Here is a 12,764-nt window from a genome sequence, read left to right on the forward strand (position 1 = left end):
GTTCCACATACAGTTTTGTTCGTAGCGCACACCTATGCATTCTGTCATCCAGCAAGCCAAGCGGCTTATCATCAAAGTTGGTTCTTCTCTAGTGACCAACGATGGTAAGGGGCTAGACCATCAAGCGATACAAAAGTGGGCCGCGCAAATTGCAGAATTGCGACAGATGGGCAAAGAGGTTGTGCTGGTTAGTTCCGGTGCGATTGCTGAAGGTCGTCAGCGCCTAGGATTTGATAAGCGCCCGACCGGCATTCACGAATTACAAGCCTGTGCCGCAGTCGGCCAGATGGGGCTCGCGCAAATTTATGAAAGTAGTTTTCGCGCACATGGTATAGGCACCGCTCAGATTCTGCTGACCCACGCCGACTTGGCGGACCGCGAACGTTATCTGAATGCGCGCTCTACCTTATTTACGCTGCTGCGTTTTGGCATCGTCTCGATCATTAATGAAAACGATACGGTCGTCACTGATGAAATCAAGTTTGGTGACAACGACACTTTGGGCGCATTGGTAGCGAATTTGATTGAAGGTGACGCGCTGATTATTCTGACAGATCAAAAAGGTTTGTACACTGCCGATCCGCGCAAACATCCCGATGCGCAATTTGTGCATGAAGCTAAAGCGGGCGATCCCGCATTGGAGGCCATGGCTGGCGGCGCTGGTTCCAGCTTAGGAAGCGGCGGTATGCTGACTAAAATCCTGGCAGCCAAACGCGGCGCTAGTTCTGGTGCGCATACGGTGATTGCCTGGGGACGTGAAGAGAATGTTCTGATTCGTCTGGCACAGGGCGAGGCGATTGGTACGCAATTAATTTCTCAGATGGCACCGTTGGCAGCGCGTAAGCAATGGATGGCAGATCATTTGCAAACCGCCGGACAATTGATATTAGACGCTGGCGCAGTTCAAAAATTGAGCCGCGAAGGTAAATCTTTGTTGCCTATCGGCGTGTTGGATGTCAAAGGTGAGTTTGGTCGAGGTGCCGTAGTCACTTGTTATAACGAAGCAGGGCAGGCAATTGCCCGCGGACTCAGCAATTACACCAGCACAGAAGCGCGCCGGATTAAGCGCCACCCGTCCACCGAGATTGCACAAATTCTTGGCTTTGTGGAAGAGCCAGAATTGATCCATAGAGACAACATGGTGTTGCTTTAACCAAGATTTTCCATTAGGCGCACCAGAGGTGCTATCTGAATGCTGGCGGCGCATTTTCGGTCATTTTTGGCGTTCTTCGTTGCTCATGGCTGGTGATGAGCGCCTTATTTACGACAAACTCACATCAAAACTGCCTCGAAAAGTCCATCCGTCATCAACTCAAATCCTAATGGAAAATCTCGGTTTAATCTGGTTTCAGCTGAAAGCGAATCAAGTAAAACGAAGATGTGGATGTTAGTAGGTTGCTGGCGCTATTTCTTCGGATACTTAAAATGAAATGAAAAAAATGAGGGGGCGTATTAATATACTCCCCCTCATTTTGTTAAAAATTGCTCTATTGTCCAATGATTCTCTGGGCAATTAAATATACTACTGATGAGTATATTTAATTGTTCTGATTATCGTCATCTCAAAAAATGCTAGAGCTGTATGTAATTAATGGTTATCCGTTGCGGCTACAAAGCCACTGCAAAGTTGACTTCAAGGAGTTAAAGCGGTTTCAGTGGTTGCCGTTTTTTCAGCCGTTCTAGCATTGCCGGTGCTTTTCCTGCGATGGTATTGCCCTCGCAAAAATAATCCGTGAATAAAGTCGAATGTTGTTTGTTCGCTGCTAATGCTTGAATGCTATCCCACTGATTGCGGCGAGAACGTGACCAACTGCCATCTGCGCGCCCGAATGCGTACAGTTTTTTCTCGTATGTGCTGCAGCGAATTCCCTCGTAACTGACATTCTTCGCACCAGAACTGCTGATCGATACCAGTGTGTACCTGACGATCCCATCGCTAGTAATCGTCAGCGATTTAGCATCGACAGAAAATGCCTGATTATCACTGTTATAAAACGGCAGCAGATTCGTGGCCTGAGGCGCTTCAGGAAGTTGCAAGGCAACTTCTTTCCACTCCTTCTCCGCATCCTCGTCGTCCATGGGTTGCGCATGCAAAGGTGCAAGCAAGCTAGCCATCAATATCAAACCTAACATCGAGTTTTTGATCATAGTGCGTGAAGTTATTTTTCGCGTCGTTGTTTGTGTCATCTTTTGCGCCATCATCATAGTCACTCAGGTTTATCTTGCGCAGCAGGTAGCTCTACTATTGCCGGAGCGATCTTGATCTCGATTTCGATCTCACTTTTGTCTGCGTCTGAAACGGTATCTAACCCGGCTTGTAGCTTGGCGGGACCATTAGCCTGGCGCGCAGTTCCCAAGCGCTCAGTACGATGGACAAAGCGCGACAATTCCTGCAGAGCCAATTGATAAACACCCCGTTTAAATTCAATCACTACGTCCAGCGGCACCCAATACTCGTGCCAGCGCCAGGCATCAAACTCAGGATGATTGCTGGCACGCAGATTAACGTCACAATCGCGCCCCAGCATCCGTAGCAAAAACCATATTTGTTTTTGCCCACGGTAATGTCCACGGATTTCACGTTTGATGAAATGATCGGGCACCTCATAGCGCAGCCAGTCGCGGGTGCGACCGATGACTTTGACATGCTCAGGCAACAAACCGGTCTCTTCTTCCAGCTCGCGAAACATCGCTTGCTCGGGTGATTCTCCGTATTTGATACCGCCTTGCGGAAACTGCCAGGAGTGCTCTCGCACCCGTTTGCCCCACCAAACTTCGTTGTTGGCGTTGAGCAATATAATGCCTACGTTAGGCCGGAAGCCTTCACGATCTAGCATGATCTTACCTCGAAACTTTCTGCCACTAAACGTTCTGTTACCCCAATTTGTCATTGGAATTGTTATGACACCAATCAACAAAGTGCTTGTAAATACACAGAAAAAATTGGCCGTTTTGATTTTATAAAAACGTCATTTTTTTCACTTCAAGTCGTCACTCTGTCGATATCACGTCGATGTCATATCGATCTAACGCTGATTTCAGGTTTATTTCACACCTATCAAGCGTTTTTCCATCATCAAATTGGTAAACAGTGGGCGCATTAGTCAGCTAATCCTTTAAAATTGAGTCGATTATAACCCTCAATTTTTGAAAAGAATCATTGTCATGCGCGCTACACGATTTTTTATTTCCACTTTAAAAGAAGCTCCTGCCGATGCTGAAATCGTCAGCCATAAACTGATGATGCGTGCCGGGATGATTAAACGTCTTGGTTCCGGTATTTATAACTATATGCCGATGGGTTTGCGTGTGATCCGCAAAGTCGAAGCGATCGTCCGCGAAGAGATGAATCGTGCCGGTGCGATTGAAATGTTAATGCCCGTGGTGCAACCTGCAGAGCTGTGGCAAGAGACTGGCCGTTGGGACAAAATGGGGCCGGAGCTGATGCGCGTCAAAGACCGGCACGGTCGTGACTTCGTAATCCAGCCAACGTCGGAGGAAGTAATGACGGACGTTGCCCGCGCTGACATCAAATCCTATCGCCAGCTGCCGCTGAATTTTTATCATATCCAAACCAAGTTTCGTGATGAACGTCGCCCCCGTTTTGGTTTGATGCGTGGTCGTGAATTTACGATGAAAGACGCCTACTCTTTTGATCGTGATGTCGAAGGCATGAAAAAATCCTATCAAGCGATGTATGACGCTTATGTCAGAGTATTCAACCGCTTTGGCTTAGAGTTCCGCGCCGTGGCTGCGGATAACGGCGCGATTGGCGGCTCTGGCTCGCATGAATTTCACGTTATTGCAGAGACCGGCGAAGATGCTTTGGTGTATTGCCCGACCTCCGATTACGCAGCGAATATGGAAGCTGCCGAGGCCGTATCTTTGTTCTCGCAACGTCAGGCTGCAACACAAGTCCTGACTAAAACGGCGACACCAGGCAAGGCCAAGTGTGAAGACGTAGCAGCTCTGTTGAATATCCCGCTGGAGCGCACAGTTAAATCGATTGTGCTGACAGTCGAGACAGAAGAAAAAGAAAAAATCACTAAACAAGTCTGGCTCTTATTATTGCGCGGCGATCATGATTTGAATGAAATCAAAGCTAATAAAGTCGCCGGTTTAGCCAATTATCGCTTTGCCACAGAAGATGAAATTGTGGAGCATTTCGGAACCAAGCCAGGCTATCTCGGACCTATCAACACTAAATTACCCGTCAACATTGTGGCAGATCGTACCGTCGCCATGATGGGGGATTTTGTGTGTGGCGCGAATGAAGAAGACTTCCATTACACCGGCGTGAATTGGGAACGTGATTTGTCAGAGTCTTTGGTCGCGGATTTGCGTAACGTAGTTGCTGGCGACCCCTCTCCAGATGGTAAAGGTGTATTAGCGATCCAGCGCGGGATTGAAGTTGGTCATGTGTTCCAACTAGGTACGCGTTATTCGCAAGATATGAAAGCCACTTTCTTAGATGAAAACGGCAAACCGCAGTTTTTACAAATGGGTTCTTACGGCATCGGCGTGACCCGGATTTTGGGTGCAGCGATTGAGCAAAATTTTGATGAAAAAGGCATAGTCTGGCCGTTGGCACTGGCACCTTTTGAAGTCGTACTTTGCCCGATGGGTATGGATAAAAGTGAAGCCGTCAAAGCAGAAGCAGAAAAGCTATACCAAGCTTTGCTGGATGCAGGCGTTGATGTTATGTTTGATGACCGCGGCGAGCGCCCGGGTGCGATGTTCGCTGATTGGGAGTTGATCGGCGTGCCGCTCCGTGTCGTGATTGGTGACCGTGGTCTGAAAGAAGGCAAGCTGGAATATAAAGGTCGTCGGGATGCAGAGGCGATCGAATTACCTGTTGCCGAGATGCTTGCGTTTATCCAATCTAAGATTCAAGGGAAATAAGATATTAGGATGGAGTATTTTATAAGGTCCATATCTTTCCTGCTTAATAAGCCAGTTTTTAATGATACTCCTGTAAAAATCGGTAATTTTCATAGAAAATCTGGTTTCTTGAGTCGCTTGCTTAGTGCGTTTGGTCTGTGTGCTTTTCTGGTTGCCGGTCCGGCAATGGCTGGTAATCAGAAAGAAGAAGCGATGGCAGATTCGGTACGGCTGGCTTTGTCCAAAGCCGTTACCGATTCGCGCCCGCCCAAACCCAGTTTCGACAATATCAATGAGCGCATCGATTATTTGCTGTGGTTGGGCGAGATGTCCGACCGCCTTAAGCGCAGGATTCCTGACGCGAAGACAAGGCAAGAATTGCTGGAAGCGATATGGTACGAATCCAAACGAGCAGGGCTAGAACCGGCGATGGTGTTAGGACTGATCCAGGTCGAATCCGCTTTTCGTAAATACGCGACATCGGTGGTCGGCGCCCGCGGCTTTATGCAGGTCATGCCGTTTTGGTCGAAGACGATTGGTGACGGTGACGCACAAAAGCTATTCCAGATGCAAACCAATCTACGCTATGGTTGCTCGATTCTCCGCTTGTATATTGATATGGAAGCAGGCAATTTATATCTTGCTTTAGGGCGCTATAACGGTAGCCGTGGACGCCCGGAATATCCGAATGCGGTATTAGCTAATTGGAAGAATTGGGAGTACAAAAAAGACGCAACTAAAAACTAAAAAAGAAGTCAGACAAGTATGGAGCTGGAATAAAAATGGACTAAAAAAAGGTGAAGCATTGCGTTTAAATGAAAAAAATCCGGTACGCTGGACGTGGTTTTTAGTCATTATCGGAGTGCATATTGCCTTTCTCTTTTTGTGGCCAAAAGCAGAACCACGGCATGAAAAAAAGCCAGCATTGACGGAGCTGGTAATTCAATTACTGCTCCAGCCCACATCTCTTCCGCCCTTAAATCAACTACCACCGGTAGCGAATTCCCGCCAGATTAAGCCGATATTACCGATTGACCCAAAAAATAATCCATCTAAAAAAGATTTAGCGAAGCCATCAGCATCGCAAAATATTTCTATACCGATCACAGACGAAAGTCTGGCGAATACGCCGATTGCGCCGATTACGTCGACTACTAATCCGGCGATCAGCTCAGAGACTAAGCTTAATTTAGATGTACGTAGGATCAGTAAGGATCTGTTAGCAGAGCAACGTCCCACCCAATTCCCTGCCAGGCCCGCCGCATCTTCTTTCATTGCTTTTGCAAATAATGTGGCAGCGGCAGCGAGACCGCGAGACACCTCCGCACAGAATTTTGTGATGCCAGACGGTACTCGTATCACCAAAATGATTACACCCAGCGGTACCTATTGTGTGATCGCCGCTAACGCAGCCGGTGGCAGCACAATCATTGCGCGAGAAGTTTCCAGAGTGGTTAATTGCGGTAATTTATAAAGGAGGCGCTTTGGATTTAAATCTTACAAAACCACTGCGCTGGCCCTACTTACTATTGATTGCCGCAATCCATGGTGCTTTATTTTTTGTATGGACGGACACGACGGCTCATAAAAAAGCGAACGAGCAATTATCTGCACTTTTTGTGCTTCTGATTCCTGGCAATGCATTAGTGGTGCCTCAGAAAAAAGATGTGCATGAGTCAGAGAGCAAGCCAGTTTTCAACGCGCAAGAGAATGTACTAAAACATCATGAGCAAAAAATAATCGCATCCTCGGTTACTGTCATCAAAAACGAGAAGATCGCTAAGACCAAAACAACTACTGCACCTGTCAATACACTAATGATAGCGACTGAGAGCCAAGCAATGCCCACAGCACCAGCAAGTCAGGCGATGGTTGATAAAGGCCTCAACACCGATATAACTAACATCACCAAGGGATTAAAAACCGATTTTGAAGCCCGTGATCGCGTTACCCTAAAACCACCCGCATCTCCGATGAGTAAGCTGGCGCAAAATATCGCGGCGGCAGCGACCACGCAAAGAGAGGGCTATCACGAAGAGCGTGTGCTCCTAGGCGATGGTCGCCCAGTCACCAAAGTTATTACGCCATATGGGACTTACTGCATATTGCACAGAAAACCAGGAGAAATCATTGGCAATGAGTTGGCCGCGGTGCCAGTAACTTGTGGCAATTTGTAGGCGATCAATCTAAGTAGCGGAGATCGGGCTCGGAAGGGGTGGATTGAATATACTCCCCGTTATTTTTTTAAACATATGCCTGATTGTCCAAATATTATATGGACAATTAACAAATACCCTACCCGAGTATTTTCTTATTAAAAACAAAAAAGCCCGCGCGATGCGGGCTTTTTTGTTTGGGATTGGGATTGCGATGAAGCTTGCAATACGCCAATAAGTCGCCCAAAACGACTGCGGTCAAATTAAGACAGGTGACCGGAAATCAACTTTGTCATTTCAAACATAGAGACTTGAGCTTTGCCGCCGAAGACAGCTTTCAATTTGTCATCTGCATTGATGTTGCGTTTGTTTGCTTCATCTTGCAGCTTGTGCTTCTTGATGTATTCCCATACTTTTTTAGTGACTTCAGTACGAGGAATCGGCGCTGCGCCGATGACTGCTGCCAAAGTTGGCGAGATCGTCATTGGTTTCATAAATGCTGCATTTGGCTTACGTGCAGGTGCGTCTGCCTTAGCTGCTTTAGCCACTTTAGCTGCTGGTGCGGCCTTAGGTGCTGCTACTTTTTTAACTGCTGCTGGCGCTGCTGGTTTTTTTGCCACTGGTTTTTTTGCTGCTGTTGCCATATTGAGGCTCCTTCACAAGTATCTTGGAAAATGCGCCGTTTCACGCATCGCTAATAGTGGTGCGCTTTGCAGAGTGATGCAAGTGTTTTTTGTGGCTTTTTGTATAAAATGTGTCGTAATTAGCAGAGTGCAGTGCTGTAGAGTGAAAAAAACCGAATCACGCCTTAAATTTACATATTTTCAGGGCGGTATTCGGTCTGTAGTCTTGCGGTGTTACTGTTTGTGTCGGGGTTAGCAGAGGGCGCCATAGAGCACCATAGAGCGCTGGTATTGCTTTTGCGCTTATCTCGATTTGCCCGGCATCATGCCTTTCATGCTGCGCATCATCTTCATCATGCCGCCGCCTTGCAGCTTTTTCATCATGCTTTGCATTTGTTCAAATTGGGCTAGCATGCGGTTGACTTCTTGAATCTGGACGCCTGCACCCATTGCAATCCGGCGTTTGCGCGATGCTTTGATCAGATCTGGTTTTGCTCTTTCTCTTGGCGTCATGGAATTGATCATACCTTCCATGCGACGCACACTTTTTTCTGCCTGATCCATATTCGCGCCACTCGCAGCTTGCTGCATTTGCGCAGGCAGTTTGTCCATCAAATTGGACAAACCGCCCATCTTTTTCATTTGCGATAGCTGTAGCTTGAAGTCATTCATATCAAACTTACCGCCACCTTTGATCTTGTGCGCCAGATCTTGTGCTGCAGCGACGTCCATGCCTTTTTGAGCGGATTCGACCAATGCCAGAATATCGCCCATGCCCAAAATACGGTTCGCCATGCGGACTGGATCGAAGGCTTCTAAGCCATCTAGTTTTTCCGCTACACCCGCAAATTTAATTGGTTTGCCAGTGATATGACGTACCGACAATGCAGCACCACCGCGCGAATCGCCATCTAGTTTGGTCAGTACGATACCGGTTAGGGGCAAAGCATCGTTAAAGGCTTTTGCCGTATTGACCGCATCTTGGCCAAGCATGGCATCGACCACGAACAGGGTTTCTATTGGCTTGACCGCGGCATGTATCGCGGAGATTTCTTGCATCATTGCTTCATCAATACCCAGACGACCGGCGGTATCAATAATCAGCACATCGTGGTAATGCTTTTTTGCAAAATCCAGCGCAGCTAAAGCGATATCAACTGGCTTGTCGGTCGGCAGCGTCGGGAAGAAGTCAGCGCCTACTTGCGCAGTCACAGTTTGTAGCTGACCAATCGCAGCCGGGCGATACACGTCGGCAGAGACGGTTAAAACTTTTTTCTTTTTTTGCTCGCGTAAAAATTTAGCGAGTTTACCGACTGTGGTCGTTTTACCGGCACCTTGCAAACCTGCCATCAAAATAATTGCCGGAGGTTGGGTCGCAAAGCTGAGTTGATAGGCTTCGGGGCCGAGATCGGCACCCATTAAGCTTGCCAATTCCTTTTGCACCACGCCGACCAGCGCCTGGCCCGGCGTGAGCGAACTGATGACCTCTTCGCCCAAGGCTTTTTCTTTGACGCGGGCGATTAAATCACGCACCGCAGGCAAGGCAACGTCGGCCTCCAGTAAAGCCATACGTACTTCGCGCAACATCTCGGCGGTATTGGATTCAGTTAAACGAGCTTCGCCGCGCATGGTTTTCACCACTTTGGCAAGGCGTTGGGTCAGATTATCGAGCATGGATGAGATTTAATTTTCAGATAAATTATGGATGCAGCAACATTTAGAGCGAAATTCGGGTGCGCTAATCAGGCTAGCATTTTACCTGATCGAGCGTTCTGCTTGTTCCAATTCTGGAATAGGGCGGCAAACCCTTCGTACAACTTGTAAAAATCCCAAATAGTACGGTGTAGTTGCCTAAGATTAAACACCGATGCGTAGTATTACCGATGTTGGACATGGTTTTGTCCTGTTTAATCCTAGCGGTGTATTGCGGGGTTTGATTGCTGTTCAATATTGCCTAATATTGTGTAAGGCAGTGCGAGTGTTTGAATTCAAACAGATGTGTCAAAAAACTCAAACCTAGCTAATTACACTTAAACACAAAAAATAAAATATAAAAAAGAGAGTTCATTTCACTCATGTCGAGGAAATTTTCTCTCATAACAGGAGACAAATATGCTGCGATCTACATGGTATTTTTCGGCCAGGCTGTGCGCATCCCTGGCTTTGGTGTCCTCAACGCTGGGTGCTGGCGGTCTTGCCTATGCCGAAGATGGCGTAAGTGAGAGCACGATTTTACTGGGGCAGACGGTTGGTTTGACAGGGCAAATTGCCGGGCCCGTTAAAGAGATGAATGCAGGCGCAAATGCCTATTTTGCTTACATCAATAAAAATGGTGGCGTGAACGGGCGAAAGATCGAAGTCCGCACACTCGATGATAAGTTTGAGCCAGCGCTTGCCGCCGGTAATGCCGGGACATTAATCAAAACAGAACATGTGTTTGCTCTGTTTCAGTCGCGCGGTACGCCACATACCGAGGCTTTGTTGCCCCTATTGGCTGAAAATAAAATCCCCCTGATTGCACCAAGCACGGGTGCGACCTTATTTCATACACCGAATAACCGCTATGTCTTCAATGTCCGCGCCAAATACCGGGATGAGGTCACGCGAGGTGTGGAACAGTTTAATACGGTGGGTATCAAAGAGATCGGCGTATTGCATGTAGACGATAGTTTTGGCAATGATGGATTGATCGGTTTTAATCATGCAATGGCGAAATACAATCTGACACCAGCAATCGTCTTCAAATACGATCGCACAAAACCTGATGTTGCTGCTGTCGTAGCTACGTTGAACCAAAGTAAAGCAAAGGCCTTGATTATCGTCGGTTCTGCAACGACTACGGTAGACATCATTAAAGCCGTTCGTGCACAAGGCAATGCTGTGCAAATCATGACCTTATCCAACAACTCCTCTCAATCCTTTGTCGAGGCTCTGGGCAAGGCTAGTGCTGGCATTATTGTGTCGCAAATTATGCCTGCACCTAATTCGACCTCTACCAAGCTAGGACAGGAATTTAAAGAGATAGCTGCTCCGCAGGGCGTCAATTCTTCTTATGCCTCAATGGAGGGGTTTGTCGGCGCTAAAGTGATGGTGGAGGCTTTACGTCGTGCGGGTCGTAACTTGACACGTGATAGTTTGATTCGCGCTTTAGAATCAATGCGTCGTTTTGATCTTGGTGGAGTAGTGCTAAGTTACACCGACCAAAATCACAGTGGTAGCGAATTTGTAGAGTTGACGATCATCAGCAAAGACGGCAAGTTCCTTCGCTAAGCCTTGGTTTTGGAAAATGAAGTTTTGTCGTAGCGCTGAAATCCTCGCTTAATGATACAAGCTTTATTTTCGTCGCTAATAGCAAAGATATAGAAGAAATGATGCGTTAGAATTCACGCTCGGAGATGGCATTCCTCCTGCATTTTTCGCTAACCGCTTTAGGTCAACACACCCTAGTGCTAATGATGCCTACATTTGTCCCTGATCAATTGGGAAGGTGTAGGCGCATAGTCAACACAGCGATTTTCAATTGATCCGGTTTTGTCTTATAGTCCAAGATAAAGATATAACAGGATTCGCATGAAAACCTCAAAACAAACCAGACCTCCGAAATCTCTTCAAAGTATTAATTCATCTCGCCCGATTGAGCAACTGGCGATCGTGCCTTACATGGTCAAATGGATTTTATTGGCCACCGCAGTCGCGGCGCTGGCAGGGACGGCATCTGCTTTTTTTCTGTTCGCGCTGGAGTGGGCTACCAATACCCGGCTGACACACCGCTGGCTGATTGCTTTATTGCCTGTGGCTGGTTTTGTTGTAGGTTGGCTGTATCTCAAATTGGGGCAGCAGGTAGAGGCTGGTAATAATCTCTTGATCGATGAAATCCATGATCCTAAAAAACTGATTCCATTGCGTATGGCACCGTTGGTACTAGCTGGCACAGTAGTGTCACATTTGTTTGGCGCCTCTGTCGGACGCGAGGGTACGGCGGTACAAATGGGCGGTGCTCTGGCGGATCAATTAACACAGCTATTCAAACTTAAACACGAAGACCGCCGGATTATTTTAATGGCAGGCATCAGCGCAGGTTTCGCTTCGGTATTTGGGACGCCTTTAGCCGGTGCGATTTTTGGATTAGAAGTGTTGGCGATTGGTCGCTTGCGTTACGACGCGATTTTGCCTTGTCTGGTGGCGGCTATCGTGGCTGACCAGGTAGGTTTGCTTTGGGGGCCAATTTTGGACATACACCATACGTATTATGCGATTCCTTTTATCCCCGCTATATCCGCCTGGGGATTGGTCGCGATGCTAATCGCAGGAATACTGTTTGGATTGGCCGGGAAAATATTTGCAGATGCAACCCATAGTCTAAGTGCCTTGATGAAGCGGCTGATTCACTACGCGCCGCTGCGACCTTTTATTGGTGGTGTAGTGATCGCTGCTGCGTTCTGGTTGTTGGGTAGCGATAGCCGGGTAGATCGTTATATAGGCTTGGGTATTCCCACTATCGTAGAGGCTTTTCAGCATCCTTTAGCGTCTTATGATTTTGCTGCCAAGATGCTATTTACCATTGTGTCGCTGGGAACTGGCTTTAAGGGTGGCGAGGTTACACCACTGTTTTATATCGGTGCTACGTTGGGAAATGCGCTTGCGCCACTACTGAATATGCCTTTCCCTTTATTGGCAGGCGTTGGTTTTGTCGCGGTATTTGCCGGTGCTGCGAATACGCCGATTGCTTCTACTTTAATGGCGATGGAGCTATTTGGTGCCGAGGTTGGCGTGTATGCGGGGATTGCCTGTGTGGTCAGTTATTTGTTCTCAGGACACACCGGCATTTATCGCTCGCAACGCGTGGGACAGGCAAAACATTTGCATGCTAACCTGGATGCAGCTGCGGGAGCGAGGCCGGTGAAACTTAGTGAGTTTCACAATCAGGCCAAGGATCTCGTCACAACATCAAAAAAGAATAAGCCCTGATAAGCTATCTCGCGTTTGTGTTCTAAATTGAATTCAATTTGTGTCTGTGCGAAAAACGGCAAACTTTTTCGTTTTAGCTCCAGATTATTCTGGTTCGTCAGAATAATCCGGGTAACTAGCCCGACCAAGATGATAA

At 47.5% G+C, this 12,764-nt stretch carries 11 protein-coding genes and 1 riboswitch; of the genes, 7 read left to right on the top strand and 4 right to left on the bottom strand.

Annotated elements, in window-relative coordinates; translation table 11 throughout:
• Positions 1 to 34 precede the first annotated feature (34 nt).
• Positions 35 to 1,153 (top strand): glutamate 5-kinase, encoded by a 1,119-nt coding sequence (gene proB / locus RGU72_RS20105; RefSeq protein WP_322121439.1) that lies wholly within the window; start codon positions 35 to 37, stop codon positions 1,151 to 1,153.
• Between the two features lie 488 nt (positions 1,154 to 1,641).
• Here the strand turns inward: proB and RGU72_RS20110 are convergent, their stop codons facing one another.
• Together RGU72_RS20110 and RGU72_RS20115 are read right to left on the bottom strand one after the other, a co-directional pair.
• Entirely contained in the window at positions 1,642 to 2,187 is a 546-nt protein-coding gene (locus RGU72_RS20110) for a CNP1-like family protein (protein ID WP_322121440.1), read from the bottom strand.
• Positions 2,188 to 2,207: 20 nt separating this feature from the next.
• Complete coding sequence (locus RGU72_RS20115) at positions 2,208 to 2,837, bottom strand: RNA pyrophosphohydrolase (RefSeq protein ID WP_416200140.1); 630 nt, start codon at positions 2,835 to 2,837, stop codon at positions 2,208 to 2,210.
• Positions 2,838 to 3,165: 328 nt separating this feature from the next.
• Here RGU72_RS20115 and RGU72_RS20120 point away from each other — a divergent pair, with 328 nt between their 5' ends.
• The 4 genes from RGU72_RS20120 (at position 3,166) to RGU72_RS20135 (ending at position 7,058) form a co-directional block, all read left to right on the top strand.
• Positions 3,166 to 4,902, top strand: coding sequence for a proline--tRNA ligase (locus tag RGU72_RS20120; protein WP_322121441.1), 1,737 nt, complete (start codon positions 3,166 to 3,168; stop codon positions 4,900 to 4,902).
• 165 nt (positions 4,903 to 5,067) lie between these two features.
• On the top strand, positions 5,068 to 5,628 hold the full coding sequence (locus tag RGU72_RS20125; protein WP_322121701.1) for a lytic transglycosylase domain-containing protein: 561 nt from the start codon (positions 5,068 to 5,070) through the stop codon (positions 5,626 to 5,628).
• A 58-nt stretch (positions 5,629 to 5,686) separates the two neighbouring features.
• Positions 5,687 to 6,355: a hypothetical protein gene (locus tag RGU72_RS20130; protein ID WP_322121442.1), complete on the top strand. Its 669-nt coding sequence runs from the start codon at positions 5,687 to 5,689 to the stop codon at positions 6,353 to 6,355.
• 10 nt (positions 6,356 to 6,365) lie between these two features.
• Positions 6,366 to 7,058 carry a hypothetical protein gene (locus RGU72_RS20135; protein WP_322121443.1) on the top strand — a complete coding sequence of 231 codons (693 nt, stop codon included), beginning with the start codon at positions 6,366 to 6,368 and terminating at the stop codon, positions 7,056 to 7,058.
• 242 nt (positions 7,059 to 7,300) lie between these two features.
• Here RGU72_RS20135 and RGU72_RS20140 read toward each other — a convergent pair whose 3' ends face one another.
• Together RGU72_RS20140 and ffh are read right to left on the bottom strand one after the other, a co-directional pair.
• Entirely contained in the window at positions 7,301 to 7,681 is a 381-nt protein-coding gene (locus tag RGU72_RS20140; RefSeq protein WP_322121444.1) for an SWIB/MDM2 domain-containing protein, read from the bottom strand.
• Between the two features lie 282 nt (positions 7,682 to 7,963).
• Positions 7,964 to 9,334, bottom strand: a complete 1,371-nt coding sequence (ffh, locus tag RGU72_RS20145) for a signal recognition particle protein (protein WP_322121445.1) — start codon at positions 9,332 to 9,334, stop codon at positions 7,964 to 7,966.
• Positions 9,335 to 9,772: 438 nt separating this feature from the next.
• On the opposite strand from ffh, the gene RGU72_RS20150 reads away from it, so the two are divergent.
• Positions 9,773 to 10,930, top strand: a complete 1,158-nt coding sequence (locus tag RGU72_RS20150; protein ID WP_322121446.1) for an ABC transporter substrate-binding protein — start codon at positions 9,773 to 9,775, stop codon at positions 10,928 to 10,930.
• A gap of 112 nt (positions 10,931 to 11,042) precedes the next feature.
• Positions 11,043 to 11,129, top strand: a riboswitch (Fluoride riboswitch).
• A gap of 191 nt (positions 11,130 to 11,320) precedes the next feature.
• Positions 11,321 to 12,628, top strand: coding sequence for a voltage-gated chloride channel family protein (locus tag RGU72_RS20155; RefSeq protein ID WP_322121702.1), 1,308 nt, complete (start codon positions 11,321 to 11,323; stop codon positions 12,626 to 12,628).
• The last annotated feature ends 136 nt before the right edge of the window (positions 12,629 to 12,764 follow it).

The organism is Undibacterium sp. 5I1 (assembly GCF_034314085.1).
Classification (GTDB): Bacteria; Pseudomonadota; Gammaproteobacteria; order Burkholderiales; family Burkholderiaceae_D; genus Undibacterium.

Coding starts and splice junctions, on each gene's coding strand:
- RGU72_RS20110 (WP_322121440.1), bottom strand. CDS start 2,187: ATGACACAAACAACGACGCGAAAAATAACTTCACGCACTATGATCAAA.
- ffh (WP_322121445.1), bottom strand. CDS start 9,334: ATGCTCGATAATCTGACCCAACGCCTTGCCAAAGTGGTGAAAACCATG.
- RGU72_RS20115 (WP_416200140.1), bottom strand. CDS start 2,837: ATGCTAGATCGTGAAGGCTTCCGGCCTAACGTAGGCATTATATTGCTC.
- proB (WP_322121439.1), top strand. CDS start 35: ATGCATTCTGTCATCCAGCAAGCCAAGCGGCTTATCATCAAAGTTGGT.
- RGU72_RS20150 (WP_322121446.1), top strand. CDS start 9,773: ATGCTGCGATCTACATGGTATTTTTCGGCCAGGCTGTGCGCATCCCTG.
- RGU72_RS20155 (WP_322121702.1), top strand. CDS start 11,321: ATGGTCAAATGGATTTTATTGGCCACCGCAGTCGCGGCGCTGGCAGGG.
- RGU72_RS20125 (WP_322121701.1), top strand. CDS start 5,068: ATGGCTGGTAATCAGAAAGAAGAAGCGATGGCAGATTCGGTACGGCTG.
- RGU72_RS20120 (WP_322121441.1), top strand. CDS start 3,166: ATGCGCGCTACACGATTTTTTATTTCCACTTTAAAAGAAGCTCCTGCC.
- RGU72_RS20140 (WP_322121444.1), bottom strand. CDS start 7,681: ATGGCAACAGCAGCAAAAAAACCAGTGGCAAAAAAACCAGCAGCGCCA.